This is a genomic window from Streptomyces sp. WY228 (assembly GCF_019287315.1).
Taxonomy (GTDB): Bacteria; Actinomycetota; Actinomycetes; order Streptomycetales; family Streptomycetaceae; genus Streptomyces; species Streptomyces caviscabies.
The window spans coordinates 3,477,686-3,499,829 of the sequence record NZ_CP079114.1 but is presented as its reverse complement, the minus strand read 5'-3'; the positions used below and the strand labels follow the sequence as shown (position 1 = coordinate 3,499,829).

The window sequence follows — 22,144 nt, the reverse complement described above, 5'->3', positions numbered from 1 at the left end:
TCACGCCCCCAGCAGGCTCTGGCCGCAGACGCGCAGCACCTGGCCGTTGACGGCGGTGGAGTCGGGCTGCGCGAACCAGGCGACGGCCTCGGCGACATCGGCCGGAAGCCCGCCCTGGGAAAGGGAGTTCATCCGGCGGCCCGCCTCGCGGATGAAGAACGGCACGGCGGCGGTCATCTTCGTCTCGATGAACCCGGGGGCCACCGCGTTGACCGTGACACCGTGTTCGGCGGCGGCGCGCGGGCCGAGCGAGCGGACGAGGCCGATGACACCGGCCTTGCTGGCCGCGTAGTTGGTCTGGCCGTTGTTGCCCGCGATGCCCGCGATGGAGGCGGTGGCGACGATCCGGCCGCCCCGGTTCAGGGTGCCCGAGGTGAGCAGCTCGTCGGTGGTGCGGAGCACGCTGTCGAGGTTGACGTCGATGACCTGGGCCCAGCGGTCGGCCGGCATGTTGGCGAGGCGTCGGTCGCGGGTGATGCCCGCGTTGTGGACGAGGACGTCGAGCCCGTCCGGTGCGGCGGCGGCGATGCGGGCCGCGGCGTCGGGTGCGGTGATGTCCAGCGGCAGCGCGGTGGCCCCGAGCCGGTCGGCGGTGCGTACGAGGTCGTCCTGGGCCTGCGGGACGTCCAGCACGACGACCCGCGCCCCGTCGCGGGCCAGCACCGAGGCGACGGACGCGCCGATGCCCCGGGCCGCTCCGGTGACCAGGGCGGTGCGCCCGGCGAGCGGCGCGCCCCGGTCGGCGACGGGGTCCGGTGCGGCGGCGGCCAGCTCGATCACCTGGCCGCTGACGTAGGCGGACCGGGGGGAGAGGAGGAAGCGGAGGGTGGACTCGGCGGCCGCCGGCTCGGCGTCGGCCGGGAGCCGCACGAGCTGTGCGGTGGAGCCGCGCCCGATCTCCTTCCCCAGCGACCGGACGAAACCCTCCAACGCCTGCTGCGCAGCGGCCTGATGGTGGTCCTCGGAGGACGGGGGCGTGCCGAGAACGACGATCCGGCCACCGGGAGCGAGCGACCGTACAACAGGATGGAGGGCCGCGTGCACCTCGGTGAGGCCCCGGGCGGAGGTGACCCCGGTGGCGTCCAGGACGATTCCGGCGGGCCGGGCGGACTGCTGCTCGACCGTGAGCCCGGTCGCGGCCAGCACCTTCGCCAGCCCGTCCGTGATCGCGGAGGCCCCGGCGGTCAGATGCAGCAGCGGACCGTCCAGGGCCGGCGTCTCCAGGGTCCAGCGGCGCAGCGGGGCGGGCTGCGGCAGGCCGAGCCGGCGGGTGAGGAAGCGGCCGGGTGCTGTGCCGGTGAGGTGCAGATAGCGATCGGCCATTGTCCTGACTCCCTGCTCGGTCGTAGATTTACTCTTGAGTAAGGTTACTCAAGAGTCAGGAGCTGGTCGAGATGCACAATCCCGGACCGACCGAGACGAGATGGTCACGATGACGCGCCAGGACCCGTTCGTTCCGCTCGCGCTGCCGCAGCCGCGCCGCGTCGCGGTCATCGGCGGCAGCCGCACCCCGTTCGCCCGCTCCGACGGCCCCTACGCGACCGCGTCCAACCAGGACCTGCTGACGGCCGCACTGGACGGCCTGGTGGAGCGGCACGGCCTGACCGGCGAGCGGGTCGGGGCGTTCGTCGCGGGCGCGGTCCTCAAGCACAGCCGCGACTTCAACCTGGCCCGCGAGACCGTCCTCGGCTCCGCGCTCGACCCGCGCACCCCCGCCTACGACATCCAACAGGCCTGCGGCACCGGCCTCCAGGCGGTGATCGCCGCCGCGAACCAGATCGCGCTCGGGTCCGTCGACTCGGCGATCGCGGGCGGCTCCGACACCACCAGCGACGCCCCGCTCGGCGTCAACGACGACCTGCGCCGCATCCTGCTCGCCGCCCGCCGCGCGAAGACGACGGGCGCGCACCTCAAGGCCCTTTCCGCCGTACGCCCCCGCCACCTCGTCCCGGACATCCCGCGCAACGCCGAACCCCGCACCGGCCTGTCGATGGGCGACCACGCCGCCGTCACCGCCCGCCGCTGGGCGGTGACCCGCGAGGACCAGGACCAGCTGGCCGCCACGAGCCACCAGCGCCTGGCCGCCGCGTACGAACGGGGCTTCCTGGACGACCTGGTGGTCCCGTACCGCGGCCTGGACCGCGACCAGAACCTGCGCCCGGACTCGACGGCCGAGAAACTGGCACGCCTGAAGCCGGTGTTCGGCACGACCGGCCCCAACCCCACCATGACAGCGGGCAATTCGACGCCGCTGACGGACGGGGCCGCGACGGTCCTGCTGGCGAGCGAGGAGTGGGCGCGGGACCGGGACCTGGAACCACTCGCCTATCTCTCCCTCTACGAGACGGGCGCGGTCGACTACGTGGACGGCGAGGACGGCCTCCTCATGGCCCCGGCGTACGCGGTGCCGCGCCTGCTGGAGCGGGCCGGGCTCGGCATCGAGGACTTCGACCTGTACGAGATCCACGAGGCGTTCGCCTCCCAGGTGCTGGCGACCCTCGCCGCCTGGGAGAAGCAGGGCCTGGCCCCGGTGGACCGCACCCGCCTGAACGTGGCCGGGTCCTCCCTCGCCACCGGCCACCCGTTCGCCGCGACGGGCGCCCGGATCGTGGCGACCCTGGCGAAGCTGCTGGCGGAGCGGGAGGGCCCGGGCCGGGGCCTGATCTCGATCTGCGCGGCGGGCGGGCAGGGGGTGACGGCGATCCTGGAGCGCCCGTAGCGCAGCTGTTCCCTTCTTCTCCACCCTGCCGGACGGACGACCCGGCGAACCGACCCGCCCGACCCCCGAACCGAGGAGCCGCACGTGTCAACGCCACCTTCCGCCGTACCCGCATCCGCATCCGCATCGGCTGGTTCGCGGCCCGTCCTGATCGAGCCGACGAAGAAGCGCGGCCCGGACGGCCGGGTCCAGGAGGTCTCCGTACCGAAGTTCGCGCCGATCGTGGAGCGCGGCTCGCTGGCCGAGATCCCGTTCGACAACGCCCGGGAGGCTCCGGACGACCTGGTCCTCAGCCGCAAGGACGCCGAGGGCGCGTGGCAGGACGTGAGCGCCGCCGAGTTCGCCGCCGAGGTGGTGGCGGTCGCGAAGGGCCTGATGGCGGAGGGGCTGCGGGCGGGCGACCGGGTCGCGATCATGGCCCGGACGACGTACGAGTGGACGCTGCTGGACTTCGCGTCCTGGGCGGCCGGACTGGTGACGGTCCCGATCTACCCCACCTCCTCGGCCTTCCAGGCCCGCTGGATCCTCCAGAACTCGGGGGCGGTGGCGTGCGCGGTGGAGACGAAGGAGCAGGGCCGCCTGATCAGCCAGGAGCGCAAGCAGCTCGGCGACCTGGCACACCTGTGGCAGTTCGACACGGGGGCGATCGGCCACCTCAAGTCGCTCGGCAAGGACATCCCGGACGCGGCGGTCGCGGCCCGCCGGGCCACCCTGGAACCGCACAGCCCGGCCACCCTCATCTACACCTCGGGCACGACGGGCCGCCCGAAAGGCTGTGTCCTGACGCACGGCAACTTCTTCGCCGAGGTCGACAACGCGATCGAACTCCTCCACCCGGTCTTCAAGTCGGTGTCGAAGGACCCGGCTTCGACGCTCCTCTTCCTCCCTCTCTCGCATGTCTTCGGCCGGATGGTGGCGATCGGCTGCATGCGGGCGAGGGTCCGCCTGGGCCACGCCCCCTCCATCCAGACGGAAGACCTCCTGGCCGACCTGGCGGGCTTCCGCCCCACGTTCCTCCTGGCCATCCCGTACGTCCTGGAGAAGGTCTACAACACGGGCCGGGCGACGGCGGAGAAGATGGGCCGCGCCTCGTCGTTCGACCGTGCGGCGCGGATCGCCCAGCGCTACGGCCAGGCGGTGGAGGCCGCCGAACACGGCACGGGCCCGGGCCCCGGCCTGGGCCTGCGGGCTGCCCGAGCCCTCTACGACCCGCTGGTCTACCGCCGTATCCGGGCGGCGCTGGGCGGCAAGGTCCGGTACGTGATCTGCGGCGGCTCCCCGCTGGGCCGCCGGCTCGCCGCGTTCTACGAGGGCGCGGGCATCGGCATCTTCGAGGGCTACGGCCTGACGGAGACCACGGCCGCCCACACGGTGACCCCGCCGCTCAAACCCCGCCTGGGAACGGTGGGTTGGCCCTTGCCCGGAACATCGGTGCGGATCGCGGAGGACGGCGAGGTGCTGCTGAAGGGCGGCCAGGTGTTCCGGGGCTACTGGGACGGGGAGCGGGCGGAGGTGACCCCGGCGCTGCTGGCGGACGACTGGTTCCCGACGGGCGACCTGGGCGCGCTGGACGAGGACGGCTACCTGACGATCACGGGCCGCAAGAAGGACATCATCATCACGTCGGGCGGCAAGAACGTCACCCCGGCCCCCCTGGAGGACTGGCTCCGCGCCCACCCCCTGGTCAGCCAGTGCATGGTGGTAGGCGACAACCGCTCGTTCATCACGGCCCTGATCACCCTGGAGCCGGACGGCCTCCAGCACTGGCGTCAGATGACCAAGAAGCAGGACATCCCGATGCGCGACCTGATCCACGACGAGGACCTGCGCACGTCGCTCCAGAAGGCGGTGGACGAGGCGAACCGCCTCGTGTCCCGCGCGGAGTCGATCCGCAAGTTCACGGTCCTGCCGGTGGACTTCACGGAGGAGAAGGGCCACTTGACGCCGTCGCTGAAGCTGAAACGGGACGCTATCGCGCGGGACTTCTCGGGGGAGATCGAGGGGTTGTACCGGAAGTAGGACTTTGGGCAGGGGCCGGGAGCCGGGGGCCGGGGGCCGGGGGCCGGGAGCGGGGGCTGGAGGCGGGGACTCCGGCCTCCCCCCGAGGGCGAGCTCCGGCTTCATCATCGGCCCGGCTGCCTGCTCGGTCACATGCTGCCGCCGCCGCTGGTGTCCCGTTCGTACCGTCGGCTGTCGGAGAAGAACTCGACCGGATGGTCCGGATCGAGCTCGACGAGCAGGTCGCCGTCCTCGTCGGTGCGCACGATCACGCGCGTCCCGGGAACCGGGATCTCGTGCGCCCACGTGTTCACCCGCACGGTCACGGTGCGCTCGGCTCCGGTGCTGCTGTCCCGGTAGCGGATCGGGACGTCGCCGCCGTTGCTCCAGGCCTTGGGGTCCGGGAGTGCCGCGATAGCTCCCGCGTGTGCGGTACCCGCGGCGCGGAGACGCAGGATACGCGCGACGTCCTTTCGTGCGCGACGTACACCCCGCGCGGCAAAGAGCCCGGCGACCGCGCAGGAGGCTGAGAGCAGGGCCGCCGGCACGACGCCCTCCGCGCTGCCCAGCGCGGTCGGCACCGCGACGCCCAGTGCGCTCCCGCCGAGCAGGCCGGCCAACAGCAGGAGGTTCCGCGGTCGCTCACGCATGATCCGGTGCATGCCCTCGACGTAGATGCCGGCGAACCAGATCAGAGCGCATCCCGTCGCGGGAAGCGCGAGAGCCAGCCACCACCAGGATCCACCGGGTGATGCTCCGTGCGGACGGGAGATCGCAAGCCAGGTGCCCACGACCACGAGCGTCACGCTCACGACGAAGCCCACCACATAGAGCCAGAAACGCCAGGTGAAGGGCTTGAGCACCGCACCGACCGGCACAACGGTGACGTTGCCGCCCCTCTCCCCGCCAGTGGTGAACACAGGTCGGTCCTCGAGCCAGGGCCATTCCTCGTCCAACTGGGCCACCGTCACCTTCCTGTCGAACGCGGTCGGCTTTCGGGGAGCGCCGAACATCAGCGCCGGGGTGCGTCCTGCCTGCTTCGGCCGAACTGCTCAACCGTGCGGCCCGCCGGTGGATTCTAGTGGCACGTGTGTGGCACGACCCTGTACACGACAACGGGCCGGGCTGGTGGAAACCCTCCTCATCGGGACCTTTTCTCTGTGCCGCCGGCAGGAACCTGCGACACCCGTTTTAGGAGAGCGGTGCTCGCTTCTCCGAGCCGTGCGGAGCAAGCGGTTCAAGAAGCCTCGACCCCCTGTTCCCGCCACCGAAGTTGCGGCACTCTGGAGCCCGTTCAACTCGCGTAGATTCACCGGCACTTCGCGCCCCGGATCTCGCGCCCAGGCACTTCGTCCTCGCACCTCGCGCTCCACCGCCCGGTAGTCGACCCGAAGGACTTCCCCACCCATGCGACGCTCCCCCCGCACCTGCCTCCTGGCGCTCCTCGCCCTCCTCGGAGGCCTGCTCACCGTCACCGCCACCGCGTCCCCCGCCGCGGCCGCCCCGAACTTCAAGGCGCCCTACGCCTGCGGCCAGCAGTGGACCTACAGCCATCACTCCGCCGAGGTCAGACAGGCTCTCGACTTCGTCCGCACCGACGGCGGGGGCACGGCCGGCGCCCCGGTCCTCGCCTCGGCCGCCGGGACCGCGTACCGCTACTCCCAGCCGAGCGGCGCGGGCAACTACATCGCCGTCGAGCACGGTGGCGGCTGGAAGACGTACTACTTCCACCTCGCCGCGTTCTCCGTCGCCAACGGGGCCCAGGTCGCCCAGGGCCAGCAGATCGGTACCACCGGCTCCACCGGCAACAGCTCCGGCGCGCACATCCACTACGAGCAGCTCTACAACGGCGTCGGCCAGACCATCGTGATCAACGGCCAGTCCCTCGCCCCGTATCCCGGCTCGTACTACAGCAAGTACCTGACCAGCGACAACGGTTGCGGTGGCGGTGGAGGCGGCAAGTACTGGGTCGACACCTTCGCCAACGCCACCGGCTACGCCGCGGCCAACACCGCCGACGCGCAGGGCGTCCTCAACGCCGGTACCAACTACGTGTACTGCAAGGTGTGGGGAGCGCGGGTCGGCACGGCGAGCCAGTTCAACCACTGGTGGCTGCGCACCGACCTCGACGTCGTGTACGCGGGCAAGAACGGCCGCAACGCGTACGTCTCCGCGTACTACCTCTCCCGCTGGGGCAACGACGAGGCCCGCGACAACAACGGGACGGTCATCCCGGACTGCTGACGGGCCACTCCGCCCTGCCCCCGTGCTGCGCGGGGGCAGGGCGGAGCGCGGCGTGGCGCAGTGGCACCTCCGTGGTCTGGCGCAAAACCCGTCGATCACCGTCCGCGCCGCCTGGCACCCTGGCCGTAAGGGCCCGACGGCAGCAGATCCGCGGGCAGGGCGTCGCGAAGGAGAGGCCTCATGGCCACGGTCGTCGATCTGATCACCTATCCCGTCAAGGGCTGCGCGGGAACGTCCGTGGACAGTACGCACCTCACCCCGGCGGGTCTCGCGCACGACCGCAGTTTCATGGTCGTCAGCGTCGAGGGGGTCTACCGCACCCAGCGCCGCGACCCCCGCCTCGCCCTCGTCCGGCCCACCGCCTCCGCCGACGGCAGCAGGCTCACGCTCGCATCGGTGGAGCCGGACAGCGGCCACGGCGTGCTGCACCTCGACGTCACCACTTCCGCGCCCCGGCGCGAGGTGGACCTGTTCGGCGCGACGTACCAGGGCATCGACCAGGGCGAGGACGCCGCCGCCTGGCTCACGGAATTCCTCGGCACCCCGAGCCGCCTGGTCCGCGTACCGCCGGAGCACGACCGGAAGACCGACGGCCTGACCCCCGGCACCTCCGGCTACGCCGACAGCAGCGCCGTCCACCTGCTCTCCCGATCCTCCCTCGCTCTCCTGAACACGCGGATGGCCGAGCGCGACGCCCCGCCCCTGGCCATGGACCGCTTCCGCCCGAACCTCGTCGTCGACAGCCACCCCGAGGGAGCCCACGGTGAGGACGGCGAACACGGGGAGGACTGGGCGGCGGAGCCCCACGCCGAGGACCGGATCCGCCGCATGACCATCGGCGCGGCCGAGCTCGGCTACACCAAGCTCGCCGTGCGCTGCGCGGTCACCCTGGTCGACCAGGAGGCCGGGGCCAGGGGCGGCCCGGAACCGCTGCGCACCCTGGCGGGTTACCGGCGCTTCTCGGCAGGCGGGGTGGTGTTCGGCGCGAAGTTCGCCGTGGTGCGGCCGGGGAAGCTGTCGGTGGGCGACGAGGTGGGCGTCGAGGAGTGGGGCGAGCCCGAAAGCTGAGGCCTCTGCCCGGGGCTGCGCGCATCGTCGTCGGCCGTCTGCGGCGTGGACCGCGCCGGGCGCGGATGGCGGGTACTCCGAATGGCGTTCGGAGCGAGTCGGCGCGACAGTTCAACCGCCGCCGGGTTCCGGACCGCCTGTCACGATCGCTTGACCTGGAGCGCACTCCAGATTCGAGGATGGGCAGCATGGATACCACAGACCGCCAGATCGTCCTCGGGACGATGGACTTCGGCACGCGAGTTGCCCCCGAACATGCCTTCGCGATCCTCGACTCCTTCGTCGCCGGCGGCGGTGTCTGGCTCGACACCGCGAACTGTTACTCCTTCTGGACCGACCCCAGTGGTGTCGGCGGCGCCAGCGAGCGGGTCATCGGCGCCTGGCTGCGGGCCCGCCCGGGCGCGCGCGACACGGTACGGATCGCGACGAAGGTCCGCCACAACCCGCTCGTCCCGCACTCGCCGGACAGCGCGGAAGGACTCTCGGCGCGCGCCATTCACTCCGGTGTGGAGGGGAGCCTGGGGCGTCTCGGAGTTGATCACGTCGACCTGCTCTGGGCCCACGCGGAGGACCGTACCGTGCCGCTGAGGGAAACGGTCGGCGCCTTCGGCGAGTTGGTCGCAAAGGGAGTCGCCCTGCGGGTCGGGGCGGCGAACCATACCGCCTGGCGCGTCGAGAGGGCCCGGTCGCTCGCGCGGGAGCGAGGCGTGGAGCCGTGGACGGCCCTGCAGCTGCGCCACTCACTCGTCCAGCCGCGCCCGCTCGCCCCCATCGCGGAGGGCGGCCACCGCATGCTCACCGCTGAGGACCTGGACCTCGCGCGGTCGGAGGGGCTCGCCGTGTGGTCGTACAGCTCGCTGATGTGGGGTTCCTACGTGCGCGCGGACAAGCCGCTTCCGTCTATCTATGATCATCCCGGGACCGCTCGGGTACTCGAGGTTCTGGACGGCGTCGCCGGTGAGCTCTCGGCCACGAGGAACCAGGTCGTCCTCGCGTGGCTGATGCGGCAGGGCATCGATCCCATCGTTGGTGCGAGCCGGGTGGAGCAGATCGAGGAGGCACTTGCCGCACGCGGTGTGCGGCTCGGTGACGAGCACCTGGCGCGCTTCGCCGATGCGCGCTAGCTGCGGTCACGAAAGGAGATCCTCACCATGACTGCCCTCACCCCGGCGGCGGCCGCCGACCGCACGGGCGTCTCCATCGACACGCTGCGGTACTACGAGCGTGAAGGGCTCATCGGCCCGATCCGGCGCTCCGGCGGAGGCCGCAGGGAGTACACCGAGGACGACGTCTTCTGGATCGGTCTGGTCACGTGCTTCCGCGACGCCGGTCTCGGCATCGCGGACCTGCGGGGGTTTGTCGCCATCCTGCGCGCCGAGCACTCTCCGCAGGAGCGAGTTGCCTTCCTGCGCGAGCGCCGTGCCGCCCTGGAACAGCGGGTGGCAGCGCTGCGCCAGGCCATGCAGGTGCTCGACGAGAAGATCGCCTACTACAGCTGAGCGCCAGGAGCCCGACTATCGTGATTCGGCTCACCGCGTCAGTGCACTGCCACGTGAGACGGCCTCTTGGGCCATTCATCTCTTCGCGCTCGCCCGGTGGGTGGTCGAGAAGGGAACCTCAGGTATTACTCAAAGGAATTTGACCACCCCATCAAGATCGTTAGTGTTCATTCTGCTCAACTGATCACCACGCTCTGCCCATGGGGGAGCACCACAGGAATTCGAGGTTGCGGAATGGATGCCCTGACCGTTCTGTCGGCGGCCGCGTTCGGCTCCACCCTGTATCTCACCACTCTCTCGACCGTGAAATGGCTGACCCAGCAGGCCTCGCCCATGAAGGTCGCGGGCCTGGTGGTGGTCGGCATGGTTCTGTGCGCGCTGGTCGGGACGATCGCGCTCGCGAGCCAGAGCGTAGTGATCGGATTCGTCGTGGGCGGCGGCATGACGCCGCCCGTACACCGGTGGATCCGGCAGCGACCCAGGCCTGTCGCCAGTTCCTGACCTTTCGGCGAGTTCACGGGTTCGTCGACGTCGCCGATGGCCGCGTACGGCTCACTCGAAGAACTTCAGGCTCCACCCCTTGTCGGACGTGGGTCCGGGGACGTTGGCGCGGGAGTACGTCGTACCGCCCCACCAGACGAACGTGCCGGTGTACCAGTGGCGGTTGGCCCAGGAGTACGGGGTGCCCTTCGGGACCGCGTGGTACATCGACGGGAACTTCGGGCCGGCGGGCGGGCTGGTGTCGATGTCGCCGTGCAGCAGGACGAAGGTGTGGTGGCCGGGCCCGTTCACGTACAGCGTCGGGTCCCAACCCGCCATCATGGTGGACCGGTTGGAGCCGAACAGGCAGCCGTTCGACTTGTACCAGTCCCATACGTACGTGGGATCGCCGCCCTTGCGCAGGCGCAGGTCGGCCAGACAGTACTGCTCGCTCCAACTGCCGTTGGCGGAGTACGCGATGTGCAGCTGCCCGTTCGGGTCCTTGATGGCCTCGGGGCTCTCGTTGATGAACGGGTTGCCGACCACCCGCTCCCAGCTCTCGCGCGGCTGCGAGATGACGTACCGCGCGCCGGTGGGCCGGGTCGGGCTGCTCATCCGGGCGATGTAGAGGTTCTGCTCGACGTTGGTGTCGCCCGCCCAGCCGGACCAGACGAACCAGCGCTGGCCCTCGAAGGTGAACAGGGTGCCGTCGATGGCCCATTTGTCGTCGGGCAGGGCGAGTTGGGTCTCGGCCCCGTATCCGCTGTCCGGTGAGGCCGAGCTGATGACGAACATGCGGTGGGCGGCTCCGACACCGGCGGTGAAGTAGATGTAGTAGCGCCCGCCGTCCATCACGATCTCGGGGGCCCAGACCTCCCCGCGCCCCCGGCTGTCGGCCCAGACCTGCCGGGCGGGCGCGGTGGCGAGACCGTCCGTGGACGACGCCTGCCGGACGACGATCCCGCCGCCGGTCGACTGGACGCCGACGTACGTACTGCCCACCCGCAACACGCTGGGGTCGGCCGCGCGGAGGCTGGTCTGCCCCTGCGGCGCGGCCCCGCGGGCGGGCGGCGCGCCCTGGGCGGTGCCGGGTGGCGCCAGGAAGAGCGTCGCGGCGAGCGCGCCGGCCAGCGCGAGCGCACCGAGGGCGGACGAGCGGCGGAAGAGGCTCCTGGGTTTGTGCAGGGGCTTGCTCGTGGGGTCGCTCATGGGGCTCGCTCCTGGGTGGGGGGCTCGATGGTGACGGCGCTGATGGCGGTGACGACGGCAACGATTTACATCGATAGAAGAGCGCTCTCGCAGAATCCCGCCGAGGGCGGGACCTGTCAATGACCGGGGCGTTTCTCGGCGGATGACACGTCAGGAAAGCCGCTGAGCGCACCCTTCAAACAGCACCTCATGACCGACACGGCTGACCGATCCCTGCTGAGGCTCTGGGTGCGCCGGTACCCCACCCCTCGGGCAGAAGGGTCGAGCACGAGCGCCCCCGGAACCGTGCGTCCGTCATCACACGCTGAGAGGCGGCTGTCGCACGGGGCTCTCACGCGTGCGGCTTCGGGTTTCCTGCACGCTCACTCGTCTCGGACAACCGGCCGTGTTGCGTTTCATTCAATCGGCGGCGGGGCGCCACTGATTCGCCTCCCGGGCTGCCGCTCGCGCGCCGAGCAACCCGACCGCCAGGGAAACCGCGGCACACACGGTGATCCCGTATCCGAGAACCGCCCAGGACACGGAGCCTTCCTGGACCAGCGCAATGAAGAAGACCGAATGCCACGCGGTCACGGCCCCGGTGACCACGGTGGAGATGAGCAAGGGGACGGTCAGGTGCCAGGAGGCCACGGAGCGGAATACCCGGCGGTGTCCGGTCAGGATGGTGAGCGGGGCCAGCGCGTGGCGGACCCGGACGAACTCTGCCGCCGCGCTCATCGAACCGGCCACGAGAATGAACAGGATTCCAGTGACGCCGAACAGTTGGATCCAGTTCGCGAGGTGAGAACGCGAGGACCCCAACCAGTTTCCGCCCAGAGTCTCGACCTGCAGCGAGGGATTGGGAAGGGTGAACGCGGTCTGCTTCACCGCCGCGAGTTGCCCCGATGTAGGGGTCACGACAACGAGGGACTGTGTGCCGTCCGGCTTCACGCTGATGCGGGGGACTTCTGCGAATCTGACGTCGCCGTACCAGCGGCCCATCTCTTCCACCTCGGCCGACGGCGCGCCGCTCTTCGTCTCCGCCTTGGTGTCACCGTCGCAGGCCACTTGCAGCCTGCGTAGATCGCGGCAGGACCCCCCTATGGTCGTCCAGGGGTCTTGGGACGCTCCCGGATCGTGGAAGGTCCGGTTCAGCAGTATCGAACCGGCCGGAAGCTGTGAGCGGAACCGGTCCGTCTCCGACGCGCTCATGCCGCCGGCGGTCACCTCGATCACCGTGTCTTTGATCCGCTGGTGCGTGGCGGCTGCCGCCTGTGAATGCACTCCGAGCCTGCTGGTCCACACCTGCATCTGAGCGACGATCCCGATACCGATCACCATGGCCAGAGCGAGGCGCACGATCACGCCGGGATGTGCGTGCGTCCACCGCCCGCCGATCAGGCGGCCCGCATGTCCCCTGCGCTTCCCATCGGCGGCGAGCCAGGAGCCCAGGTGGCGGGTGAGGAGCGCCACGACCGAGGAAAGAAAGGCCCACATCACGACGGTCCCGAAGGTGAACACGACGAGCTGGGCCTTGCGTGGCACGTACTGGCTGGTCAGGACCAGCCCGACGCCGACACCGCAGGCGACCAGGCGCCACGCGGGGACACGGGAGGTGAAAGAGGCGGGGCGGGTGGACCTGCCGTCCCGGCCCATACGGTGCGTACCCACCACGATGCCCAGCACGATCAGCAGAGACAACGCACCCGACGCCATGGCGGTCGGCCATGCCGCCCACACGTCACGGTGGTCGAGGATGTAACCGGTGGGCGCGAGACGGATGTCCCACACGGAAGCCACGGCATACGGGACGAAGGAGACGAGCGTCCCCAGGGCCGAAGGAATCGCGGCTTCACCAACGTTGACGATCATCCGGTGCCGCCATGTACCACCCAGGGCTTGCAACAGGCTGCTGCGCCGGTCACGGGTACGGGAACCGACCCGAGCGGCAACCACAGCCAGGGCGAGGGCGGGCAGCCCGGTCAGCGCCCACAGAGCCAGGACGGGGGAGGTCACCGAGGGCTGATCGGCCATCTCCCCTGTCGCTCCGCCGCCGCTCCCGAAGGCGGAAACGCCCATCCACCTGGGATCATCCTTTGGCGGAGTCTCCGCCACCCGGACATACGCGATCCGCTCCGAGGGAGTGACCAGCCCATCGTTGGTGACGGTTCCGGCCGGCCGTCCATACCGGTTCAGGATGCCCTCGCCGCCCCCGGTCCTGACAAGCTCGGGAGAGAGCACGACCTCGCCCGGACCCGGCCAGCGGGCCACACCGCCAGGAAGAGGAGCCTCGGCTGTGAGCGGATGGAGGAACACGACGGATACGGGTCTGGAGCCGACAGAATCGATTCCCTCCCGGTACAGCAGCTTGGCGTTCTTACCGAAAGTGATCACCGGCCCTCTGTCATCCGCTCTGGTCTCGCGGCCGTGATACGTCGCAAAGGTGGCCGTGGTCGCCAAGGTGACGAAGGCGACCGCGGCTGCGGCGCAGAACAGCCCCCACCAGCGCAGACGGTCACCGGGAGTGGAGCGGCCCGCCGCGAGACCGATCCTGAACAGCTTTCCCGCGGTTCGGGCTCCTTCCCGCATCAGAGGGCTCCTGCTTCGGCCAGGATTCCGCCGAGGAGCTCGTGCCGGCGGTCGGCCCGAGCAGCCACCGACAGGTCGTGCGTGACCAGCAGCAGTGCGCAGCCCCGCTCACGGGCGGTCGTGAACAGCAGCCGGGCGACCGCCTCCTTGGCGTCGGGATCCAAGGCTCCGGTGGGCTCGTCGGCCAGGAGGACGTCCGGCTCGGTGATCAGAGCCCGAGCGACGGCAGTCCGCTGACGTTCGCCGCCGGAGAGCATGCCGGTCGGGGTGGAACCGGCGGGGACGCCGAGTTCATCGAGGAGTTCCTCCGCACGTCGGTAGGCGTCCTGATGGCGGCCCCCGTCGAGCAGGATCGGCAGAGCGACGTTCTCTACCGGACTGAGTTCGGGAAGGAGCTCACCGAACTGGAACACCATGCCCAGGGCTTCCCGCCGTACCTGCGCAAGTTGCGTGGGCCTGAGCCCGGTGATCTCCCTGCCCCCGGCGGTGATGGTGCCTGCCTGAGGCTTTATCAGGCCGAGGATGCACATGAGTAGCGTCGATTTGCCGGACCCGCTGGGACCGGTCACCGCGACCGATTCCCCGGGAGACACGGCCAACTCCACGCTGTCGAGGAGGGTCCTGCCCTCGATCTGATAGCTGAGGCCGCTTATGCGGAGCCCCGGAGAATCACTCTGCTTCACAGAAATTTGCCTTTGTCGGAAAATGAGGGCACCGCGCCGGCCCGGGACGGGTCGGCGCGGCGTATTGGGCGTGGAGAGCAGACTTACGGGATGACCCAGCCCGAGCAGTCGTCCGGCGATCCGTAGTTCTCGTCACACGCCTTGAACTTGTAGATTCTTGATCCGTCGCCGGAGGTGGCCTTGGTCCCCGGACCACTGTGGTTCCACAGGGTCCGCTTCGTCTCCGAGCTGGACGTCCGGTAGTACTCGGCCTTCACCGGATCCCCGTCCTTGCTGTTGTCCTTGACGGCTATCTTTCCGCTTTTGCCGCCATCAGCCGGAGACCATGCATGGGCGCCGCCACCGTAGGCGTCCGCGGCAACAGCAGTGGCCGTAGGAACCGCGAGCGCCACAGTAAGCAGCGCGGCAGCGACGAACTTCGTCCTCGTCATTCGTGTGCACTCCTTCAGATGGTGATGTCGAAAGGACACTGGGCATACCAGAGCGGCAGCGGCGGCTGATCGCCGATTGATGCAAAGCCCTGCTCTGGCGACGTCCATGCCGGGGCCCCGGGCGCGACGCGGTGATCACTATAGGCAAGTGAGGCGCTTACAAGCAGAGTTGGTCTTTCGAAGGCTCAAAACCGATCACGGTGCGCCGGCCTGGCTTTTCACTGGTGCGCGCACAAACACTGCATATTCCGTTGGTAGCCATGGGGGAGTTCTGGCCTGAATCCAGTTCTCGGAATAAGAGACTCCGCGTCAGTCGGTGAGATCGCATCGCGCACTGGGCCCCTCCGCCCCCTGAAGTGACGCTCGGGACGGACGCGGCGTAGTTCCATGGAGCCCACCGGTCGCACTGACACTGCCGTGGCGGACGACGCACTGCCGTACGGGAGAAGGCGACTCGGCATCTGGTTGTTTTCACGAACCAGCTCACCGCTGAGGGAAAGGAGCGACCCTCGACCAACAAGTCGCCTTTCTGAAAGCGCAGTTGTGCTGCAGGTGCTGCCTGAGCGTGGCGGTTCAGAACTGAAGCGTGCGGATCAGGCGGCGCGCGGTCCTGGCGTCGATCGAGCCGAGGTCCAGGAGGTCCGGGGTGTGCTCCCGTACGGATACGGAGAGGGCGCCGCCGCCGGTGGCCTGCGGGAAAGCCTGGATCAGCATGGCCCTTACGGTGTCGGCGTCGGGCGCGGTGTCAGCGCCGGGGTGTGCGGTGGCCGGCGGAACCGCATTCAGCAGTCGGGCCAGCCGTGCCGCGGCGTCGACCTGGATGGGCCCGAGCGTGATGCGGCCCTGCCGGACGCGTAGCCCCGGGAGATCGATCCGGTACCCCGCGCAGATCTCCCGCAGAGTGCGGGCGGCCTTGAGGGCACGCTTGGTTCCGGTGCGGATGAGTCGGGCCAACTGCTGTGCGTCGACCGGGTCAAGAGGTGTGATCCGTACGAGGTCGCCCGCCTCGGTATCCGCGACTCCCGCACGCAGCCCCGCCTCGCTGAGCGCGGCGCGCAGCTCCGAGGAGAGTGAGGGCGGTGCGGGTGCGGGCGTGGCCGTGTCGTTCATCGGTGGCTCCTGAGCGGCGGGTGGCCGGTCGGTGACAGGGGGAGGGCGGAGACCGGGTACGCCGTCCAGCGCCAGGTTCCGTCGGGGGTGCGCAGCTCGTACGCGTACCCCTGGCCGCGACGCAGGCTGCGGACGGCGGCCTCGGCGGTCCGGCGGTCGTCGAGCCAGGCCCGGGCCCGGCGCCGGGCGTCACGGTCGAGGCCCGGTGTCAGCCGTCGTACGGAGTCGCGTATCCAGATGACGGCCGGCCCGGGGGCGGTGGTGACGAGGTCGTCCGGAGGGCTTGCTGCCGGCGTGCGGTCGGTATCCGCATGGCACCAATAGGTGCGTGGCAGGCACCTGTTCACCTGGCGTACGCCGGTGTCGCGGCACGGATGTCGGCCCAGACGTCCTTGCCGTCCTGCCGCATCACCGTCCCGCACTGCGCCGCGAGCGCGGCGATCAGGAGCACCCCGCGTCCGCTCTCCTCGCTCCAGTCGGGTTCGCGCCGTTCGGGCGGCGCGGTGTCGGAGTCGCTGACGGTGACGCGTACGCCGTCGGGCCTGCGACGCAACGTGATCGTGCAGAGCGGTAAGCCGGTGTGCCGCATGACGTTGGTGAGCAGTTCGTGGGCGCAGAGCGTGGCGGCGTCGCTCAGCTCGCGCAGGTCCCAGAGGTCCAGGTGCGCGCTGACGATGCGGCGCATGATTGCGAGCGTCTCGGGGCGGGCGACGAGTTCCTGGCGGTAGTCGGGCGGGTCTAACTCGGCGGGGAGGGTGACGGCCATGGGTTCCTCCAGAGCGAAGTGCGTGGCGCACCTGCTGTTCCACTGATCGTGATCGGGCAGGTGTTTTCGGTCACGGGGAGGATGATGCAGTGCGAGGCATCACTTAGGCAAGTATTCCTTTTGGATGTCATCCGAGAGGGTGCAAGTTTCTGAAGTCTGTTGTGCCTACATGGACTTGGCGGCCAGGATGACGCCATGGCTCAGAGCGACATGCCCACGATGCGGAGCCGCCGACTCGGCGGCGAACTGCGACAGCTCCGACTGAACGCCGGCCTCAAGGTCCAGGACGCGGCGGAGGCGCTGGAGTGCGGGCAGCCCAAGATCAGCCAGATCGAGAACGGCAAGAGGGGGATCCGGCCGCTGGACCTCACGACTCTGCTCAACCTTTACGGAGTGGAGGACGAGCGGCAGCGGGCCAGCTTGAAGCGGCTGGCGAAGGAGATCCACAAGGTCGACTGGTGGAGCGGGCAGGGGCCCTTTCTCCATGACGTCCTGAAGGACTACCTGATGCTGGAGGCGGACTCCCAGGCGATTCGCACGTTCGAGCCGATGGTCATCCCGGGGCTGCTCCAGACCGAGGCGTACATGCGCCACCTCTACGAGGTCGCGTCCCCGGCCGATCAAGTGGAGTCCCTCGTCGAGACCCGCATGAAGCGTAAGGAGTTGCTCGACGACAGGCTCGGTTTCAGGCTCCGTGCTGTTATCGACGCCCCCGCACTGCACCGCATCGGGGGCGGGCCGGATCTGGTCGCCGGGCAGCTGGTGCACCTGCTGGAGGCGGGCTCGTCGTCGAACGTCAGCATTCAGGTGCTGCCGCTGGATTCTGCCCTTCCGATGGAGCAGTACGCCCCGTTCACCGTCTTCGGGCTACAGGCCGATCCGCCGGTGGAAGTGGTGTGGTTGGAGCACATCACCGGTGGTACTTTGCTGGAGCAGCGGCCTGATGTGCAGGCGTACATCAAGGCATGGGACGAATTGACTGCTGCCGCGCTGTCACCCACCGCATCCCGGCAGTACATTCGCGACCTCATTGAGGAAACCAGATCATGATCGAGGAATCGGTTCCCCGAGTTCCGGAGACCGAGCTTGAACGTGCACGCTGGCACAAGAGCACGTACAGCGGGTCGAACAACGGCTGCGTCGAGCACGCCCTGTTGGCCTCCGGTCGCCACGCGGTCCGCGACACCAAGGACCGCGCCCTCGGCGCGCACACCTTCGGCCCGGAGCAGTGGCAGGCCTTCGTCGCGGCCGTGCAGGACGGCTCCCTCTGAGAACGTCACTCGGTGATGGCTGAGCAGTTGGATCTGGCTCGCTTGCGTGATGGCGACGGCAACTGTGTTCGCATCACCGTTCTCGGCCCTCTGGAAGAAGTGCCTGGGGGACTCGCAGCGGAGATCGTCGTCGACACGCCGTTCGTGAGCGGTCGAGTGGATCTCGCGTTGTGGCGGTCGCGTCTGGTCTCGTGGGGTGAGGCCCTGGATCGGCTTGAGGGCGGCGAGGACATCGCCTGGTTGCAGGTCCAGCGTGGTCCTTCCGTCTTCATCCAGCTGAACGGGCAGCGTGACTGCCCCGAGGTTGTTGTGGAAGACGCCCTCACCTCCATGGCAACGGTCCGCGTGCCGATCGACCTGCCGGCCGACTGGATCGAATCCCATAGACACCTGCTCGAATCCGTACTCAGCGCTTGGGACGACTACCTGTCACGTGAGTGATGGGGAGGCATAGAAGCACTCTGAGGGTGACCAGGGTCTGTCCGGCGGATCACGGAGCCGGGTTGATGGTGGCTGTTTCAGCTGCGGAAAATCGGTGGATCGGCCGGGACGGGCCGTGCAACGGTCCTGGCATGCCGAGCGAGAACAACTTGCCAGAGTCCTGTGGGGCCACAGCGTCGTTGGAGTCCTTCGACGGAACCGCCATCAGCTACCGGCGGCTCGGATCGGGGCCGCCGGTCGTTCTGGTCCACGGCTCCGGCGGTGGACTGCATTCCTGGCAGCCGGTGGCCGAACACCTCTCCGCCCGGTTCGAGCTCTGGATGCCCGCCCGCCGCGGGTACGCCCCGAGCGGGCCGGGCCGATCGCCGAAGCGCTTTGCGGACGAGGTGGGCGACCTTGAGGCGCTGATCGCTGAGATCGGCCGCCCTGTGGATCTGGTCGGCATGTCCTATGGGGCCACCGTCGCCCTGCACGCCGTGGCGTCCGGGCTGCCGGTTCGCTCGCTGGTGCTGTGGGAGCCGCCGCTGTATGCGGCGGGTGAAGAGCTGACACCCGTGCTGGACGAGTTCGCGGCACTGAGCGCGACCGGCGACCGGCGGCGGGCCGATCGGCTGCTGGCGGAGAAGGTGGCGCGCGTCCCGGCCGCGCTGCTGGACCTCATGGATGCGGGTGAGCCCGCCGACGATGAACCCGACGACGCGCTCGGCTGGCACCGTGACCTCGAATCGCTGGCCGCCGACTCGGCGGATCTGGGGCGCTGGTCCACCGTGACCGTCCCGACGCTGCTGATGCGCGGCGCCGACACCTGGCAGCCGATGCCGGAAACTCTCGACCGGCTCGCGAACGCGCTGCCCCACGTCACCCGCACGACGTTCCCCGGCCAGATGCACTTCGCGCCGTCTGTCGTACCCGAAGCCGTGGCGGCGGAGATCACTCGTTTTCTGTCGCGTTCCTGAAGCTGTCCGAGAACGCTTGGGCCGGGCCGGGCCGGCTACGTCACGGCCTGGGCCACAGACGGATCGCGGAGGCGGAGACGGAGACGGTGACCGGGCCGTGGAAGACGTTGGTGCGCTTGTCGTACATGGTGGCCACGGACCGCGAGTTCGTGGGGCCGTTGATCGTCCGCGACACTTCGTTCGCGTAAGACCACGTAATAAACCCGGCGACGTCCGCGACCGTCGCCGGGATACTCGTCGCCCATGGATGAGGTCGAGGTCGTCGTCGCCCACTCCGAGCGTGCGACTCTGCGCGTCGGTGACGTGTTCCTGAAGGTGGACGCCGATCAGGCACGGATCGACGTCGAGGTCGAGGCGATGTCCCTCGCGCCCGTCCCGACCCCGGAGGTCCTGTGGCGCAGGCCGCCCGTGCTCGCGATCGCCGCGGTTCCGGGGACGACGCTCGGGCGCCTCGGCGGGCCGGCGACCGGATCACCGGCGGCGTGGGCCGCGGCGGGCGCCGCCATCCGGAAGCTGCACGACGCCCCGCTGCCGCGTCTACCCGGCCGGGCCGGCCGGAGCATCGGCGAGCTGGCCGCGGAACTCGACGCCGAGTGCGCGTTGCTCGTGGCGAACAGGCTTCTCCCCGCCGAGCTGGTCACCCGTAACCGCCAGGTCGCCGAAGCCGCGCTCCGGCCGTGGACACCTGCCTTCACGCACGGCGACCTGCAGATCGCACACGTCTTCCTCGAAGGTGACCAGGTCACGGGCATCATCGACTGGTCCGAGGCGGGCCGGGGCGACGCCCTGTACGACCTCGCCACCTTCACCCTCGGGCACGAGGCGCACATCGACGACGTCCTCGTCGGCTACGGCGATGACGTCGACCTTGAAGTGATCCGCGCGTGGTGGGCGGTGCGGAGCCTGCTCGCAGTGCGCTGGCTGACCGAGCACGGCTTCGACCCGTTCTTGCCGGGCTGTGAGGTCGAGGTGCTGAGATCTCTGGTGTGAGGTGGGGCGGGTCAGGCATCACCGTTGTTCAGTTGGTCGACACCGTGCTGGGGGGAGCGGTCAGGCGAACGACGGCCACCGGTCCGCAGCCCACTTCCGCCAGTCGCTCCACTTGGCGGGTGGACCGTCGACGGACATGCGGCCCTCCTGTTCAGCAGCGTCGGGCTCCTCGAACTGCGCCCGTGCATTCAGGATGTCGGCCTCGGAAATCGGCAACGTGTCCCCGACGGCAGTCGCCTCGCGGCGGGTGAGCCGGGCACGCTGGGTTTCGGCGTCGACGGGCAGGTAAATCATGCGGAAGCGTGAGCCCTCCGCCTCCGCCAGCCAGCGGATCGCGGACCGTTCGTTCCGGGACCAGCAGCCGTAGTCCACCACGACATCGGTTCCCAGCCTGACCGCCTCCAGGGCGAGCCAGAGCATGCGGCCCTCCAGCACGTCACGCTTGCCGTCCGACTCGGCCGCGCCGAACAGAGGAAGCATCCACTCGTCGGGCGTCAGGCGCAGCGCGCCGTGCTCCTCGGCGAGTTGCCGTGCGTGTGTGGTCTTCCCGGCCCCGGGCAGGCCGACCATCAGGAACAGCGTGGTCACACGCGGATCGTGTCAGGCGGACCGGACGACAGCCACTGATTTGTCCTCGGTCAGCCGTTCCAGCGCTGGATGGCGCGGGGTGCGTCGGGGTTGAGGTGGGAGCCCTTGGGGCCGTCGCCGGTCACCAGCGGTACGGCGCGAAGCCGGCCGGTCTTCGCGTCCCGGCACTCAGTCCGGTCCGACAGCGACTCGTCGTCCATCGTGCTTCCTTGCGCTCCGAAGACTTTCGTTCCAGCAGGCCAGTGCGGTCCCGGCGCGGTGGCAGACCGGTCAGCCGAGCGCGTCCATGGCGGTGGTGATCAGCCTGCGGGCCGCCGTGCCGTAGACGGCGCATTCCGTCAGCTCGGAGAAGGTCGCCGCGTAGGACGCCACCTCGCTCGGAGCCGTAACCGTCAGGTAGCCCGAAACCAGTTCGACGTTGACCTGCGCGGCGTCATAGATCCAGAAACCTTCCACCGGCCAGCGCTCACGGTCCGGAGCAGCCGGGACGATGCCGACGCTCACGTTGGGCAGTGAACCCATGGCGATCAGTGCCGCCAACTGCTCTGTCATGACCTGCGCTCCGCCAACGCCGGCCCACAGAACGGATTCCTCCACCAAGAACGCGAAGCGCCTGTCGCCTTCGTGCAGAACGCGCTGGCGATCCATGCGCGCGTTCACGGCCTCGGCGACGTCGTCCACGAGTCCGCGCCGTCGTTGCACGGCTCTGAGGACCGCCATGGTGTAGGAGCGCGTCTGGAGCAGCCCGGGAACGAGCCAGGACGAGTACGCGTGGAAGCGTTGTGTGCGCTCGTACAGAGGAAGGCGATTCGCCTGAGCCTGGCGGAGACCCGAGCGCTCCATCCGCCGCCATTCGATCCACATCCCTTCCGCCGCTCGGAGCGAGGCGATCAGATCTCCCGTCCTGTCCCGCGCTCCGCATGCACCGCACCAGGCCGAGATGTCATCGGCTGTCGGTGCGGTGCGGGCGTTCTCGATACGTGAGGACTTCGACGGATGCCAGCCACAGAGGCGGGCGAGCTCACGGCCGGTCAGGCCCGCCTCGCGGCGCAGTTCGGCAAGGCGGTTCGCGAGTGCCTGCCGGGCTTGTTGAGCGTTGGAATGGGGGGAGAGGGGCATGCGT

At 69.5% G+C, this 22,144-nt stretch carries 25 protein-coding genes; 12 read left to right on the top strand and 13 right to left on the bottom strand.

Annotated elements, in window-relative coordinates; translation table 11 throughout:
• Positions 1 to 1,323, bottom strand: coding sequence for a 3-oxoacyl-ACP reductase (locus tag KV381_RS15175; protein WP_218785390.1), 1,323 nt, complete (start codon positions 1,321 to 1,323; stop codon positions 1 to 3).
• A 100-nt stretch (positions 1,324 to 1,423) separates the two neighbouring features.
• Between KV381_RS15175 and KV381_RS15170 the strand changes: the two genes are divergently transcribed.
• The gene (locus tag KV381_RS15170) at positions 1,424 to 2,719 is read left to right on the top strand and encodes an acetyl-CoA C-acetyltransferase (protein WP_218785389.1); all 1,296 of its coding nucleotides are present in this window, start codon (positions 1,424 to 1,426) and stop codon (positions 2,717 to 2,719) included.
• Between the two features lie 84 nt (positions 2,720 to 2,803).
• Positions 2,804 to 4,738, top strand: a complete 1,935-nt coding sequence (locus KV381_RS15165; protein WP_218785388.1) for a long-chain fatty acid--CoA ligase — start codon at positions 2,804 to 2,806, stop codon at positions 4,736 to 4,738.
• A gap of 128 nt (positions 4,739 to 4,866) precedes the next feature.
• Here KV381_RS15165 and KV381_RS15160 read toward each other — a convergent pair whose 3' ends face one another.
• A complete protein-coding gene (locus KV381_RS15160; RefSeq protein ID WP_086779759.1) occupies positions 4,867 to 5,730 on the bottom strand; it encodes a hypothetical protein in 864 nt (287 codons plus the stop codon).
• Between the two features lie 394 nt (positions 5,731 to 6,124).
• On the opposite strand from KV381_RS15160, the gene KV381_RS15155 reads away from it, so the two are divergent.
• From KV381_RS15155 to KV381_RS15135, 5 genes are all read left to right on the top strand, one after another.
• On the top strand, positions 6,125 to 6,961 hold the full coding sequence (locus KV381_RS15155) for a M23 family metallopeptidase (protein WP_086779760.1): 837 nt from the start codon (positions 6,125 to 6,127) through the stop codon (positions 6,959 to 6,961).
• A 180-nt stretch (positions 6,962 to 7,141) separates the two neighbouring features.
• On the top strand, positions 7,142 to 8,029 hold the full coding sequence (locus KV381_RS15150; protein WP_030624609.1) for an MOSC domain-containing protein: 888 nt from the start codon (positions 7,142 to 7,144) through the stop codon (positions 8,027 to 8,029).
• A gap of 188 nt (positions 8,030 to 8,217) precedes the next feature.
• Positions 8,218 to 9,153, top strand: a complete 936-nt coding sequence (locus KV381_RS15145) for an aldo/keto reductase (protein ID WP_030624612.1) — start codon at positions 8,218 to 8,220, stop codon at positions 9,151 to 9,153.
• A gap of 27 nt (positions 9,154 to 9,180) precedes the next feature.
• Positions 9,181 to 9,528, top strand: a complete 348-nt coding sequence (locus KV381_RS15140) for a MerR family transcriptional regulator (protein ID WP_030088185.1) — start codon at positions 9,181 to 9,183, stop codon at positions 9,526 to 9,528.
• Positions 9,529 to 9,762: 234 nt separating this feature from the next.
• Positions 9,763 to 10,029 carry a hypothetical protein gene (locus KV381_RS15135; protein WP_030088187.1) on the top strand — a complete coding sequence of 89 codons (267 nt, stop codon included), beginning with the start codon at positions 9,763 to 9,765 and terminating at the stop codon, positions 10,027 to 10,029.
• Between the two features lie 51 nt (positions 10,030 to 10,080).
• Here KV381_RS15135 and KV381_RS15130 read toward each other — a convergent pair whose 3' ends face one another.
• The 7 genes from KV381_RS15130 to KV381_RS15100 form a co-directional block, all read right to left on the bottom strand.
• Entirely contained in the window at positions 10,081 to 11,217 is a 1,137-nt protein-coding gene (locus KV381_RS15130; RefSeq protein ID WP_050504789.1) for a glycoside hydrolase family 43 protein, read from the bottom strand.
• A 399-nt stretch (positions 11,218 to 11,616) separates the two neighbouring features.
• The gene (locus KV381_RS15125) at positions 11,617 to 13,785 is read right to left on the bottom strand and encodes a hypothetical protein (protein ID WP_030624616.1); all 2,169 of its coding nucleotides are present in this window, start codon (positions 13,783 to 13,785) and stop codon (positions 11,617 to 11,619) included.
• On the bottom strand, positions 13,785 to 14,468 hold the full coding sequence (locus KV381_RS15120) for an ABC transporter ATP-binding protein (RefSeq protein WP_030088194.1): 684 nt from the start codon (positions 14,466 to 14,468) through the stop codon (positions 13,785 to 13,787). Before KV381_RS15120 ends, KV381_RS15125 begins: the two co-directional genes overlap by 1 nt.
• 83 nt (positions 14,469 to 14,551) lie before the next feature.
• Positions 14,552 to 14,899 (bottom strand): hypothetical protein, encoded by a 348-nt coding sequence (locus KV381_RS15115; protein WP_063751868.1) that lies wholly within the window; start codon positions 14,897 to 14,899, stop codon positions 14,552 to 14,554.
• Positions 14,900 to 15,472: 573 nt separating this feature from the next.
• Positions 15,473 to 16,009 (bottom strand): hypothetical protein, encoded by a 537-nt coding sequence (locus KV381_RS15110; protein WP_030624619.1) that lies wholly within the window; start codon positions 16,007 to 16,009, stop codon positions 15,473 to 15,475.
• Positions 16,006 to 16,356, bottom strand: a complete 351-nt coding sequence (locus KV381_RS36475) for a hypothetical protein (RefSeq protein WP_063755531.1) — start codon at positions 16,354 to 16,356, stop codon at positions 16,006 to 16,008. The genes KV381_RS15110 and KV381_RS36475 overlap by 4 nt, the downstream gene beginning before the upstream one ends.
• Positions 16,353 to 16,775, bottom strand: a complete 423-nt coding sequence (locus tag KV381_RS15100) for an ATP-binding protein (protein WP_218785387.1) — start codon at positions 16,773 to 16,775, stop codon at positions 16,353 to 16,355. The genes KV381_RS36475 and KV381_RS15100 overlap by 4 nt, the downstream gene beginning before the upstream one ends.
• 195 nt (positions 16,776 to 16,970) lie before the next feature.
• Between KV381_RS15100 and KV381_RS15095 the strand changes: the two genes are divergently transcribed.
• From KV381_RS15095 to KV381_RS15080, 4 genes are all read left to right on the top strand, one after another.
• Positions 16,971 to 17,825: a helix-turn-helix transcriptional regulator gene (locus tag KV381_RS15095; RefSeq protein ID WP_103537332.1), complete on the top strand. Its 855-nt coding sequence runs from the start codon at positions 16,971 to 16,973 to the stop codon at positions 17,823 to 17,825.
• On the top strand, positions 17,822 to 18,046 hold the full coding sequence (locus tag KV381_RS15090; protein WP_030088202.1) for a DUF397 domain-containing protein: 225 nt from the start codon (positions 17,822 to 17,824) through the stop codon (positions 18,044 to 18,046). The genes KV381_RS15095 and KV381_RS15090 overlap by 4 nt, the downstream gene beginning before the upstream one ends.
• Before the next feature lie 15 nt (positions 18,047 to 18,061).
• Positions 18,062 to 18,487: a DUF5959 family protein gene (locus KV381_RS15085; protein ID WP_086779763.1), complete on the top strand. Its 426-nt coding sequence runs from the start codon at positions 18,062 to 18,064 to the stop codon at positions 18,485 to 18,487.
• Positions 18,488 to 18,618: 131 nt separating this feature from the next.
• Entirely contained in the window at positions 18,619 to 19,443 is an 825-nt protein-coding gene (locus KV381_RS15080; RefSeq protein WP_218785386.1) for an alpha/beta fold hydrolase, read from the top strand.
• A gap of 40 nt (positions 19,444 to 19,483) precedes the next feature.
• Here the strand turns inward: KV381_RS15080 and KV381_RS36470 are convergent, their stop codons facing one another.
• Positions 19,484 to 19,618: a hypothetical protein gene (locus tag KV381_RS36470; protein ID WP_373461037.1), complete on the bottom strand. Its 135-nt coding sequence runs from the start codon at positions 19,616 to 19,618 to the stop codon at positions 19,484 to 19,486.
• A gap of 68 nt (positions 19,619 to 19,686) precedes the next feature.
• Here KV381_RS36470 and KV381_RS15075 point away from each other — a divergent pair, with 68 nt between their 5' ends.
• On the top strand, positions 19,687 to 20,433 hold the full coding sequence (locus KV381_RS15075; RefSeq protein WP_218785385.1) for a phosphotransferase family protein: 747 nt from the start codon (positions 19,687 to 19,689) through the stop codon (positions 20,431 to 20,433).
• A gap of 60 nt (positions 20,434 to 20,493) precedes the next feature.
• Here the strand turns inward: KV381_RS15075 and KV381_RS15070 are convergent, their stop codons facing one another.
• The 3 genes from KV381_RS15070 to KV381_RS15060 all read right to left on the bottom strand — a co-directional run bounded on the left by KV381_RS15070 (position 20,494) and on the right by KV381_RS15060 (position 22,140).
• Positions 20,494 to 21,021, bottom strand: a complete 528-nt coding sequence (locus KV381_RS15070) for an ATP-binding protein (RefSeq protein ID WP_030088209.1) — start codon at positions 21,019 to 21,021, stop codon at positions 20,494 to 20,496.
• A gap of 50 nt (positions 21,022 to 21,071) precedes the next feature.
• The gene (locus KV381_RS15065; RefSeq protein ID WP_158101284.1) at positions 21,072 to 21,221 is read right to left on the bottom strand and encodes a DUF6087 family protein; all 150 of its coding nucleotides are present in this window, start codon (positions 21,219 to 21,221) and stop codon (positions 21,072 to 21,074) included.
• Between the two features lie 70 nt (positions 21,222 to 21,291).
• On the bottom strand, positions 21,292 to 22,140 hold the full coding sequence (locus KV381_RS15060) for a helix-turn-helix transcriptional regulator (RefSeq protein WP_030088211.1): 849 nt from the start codon (positions 22,138 to 22,140) through the stop codon (positions 21,292 to 21,294).
• Positions 22,141 to 22,144 lie beyond the last annotated feature (4 nt).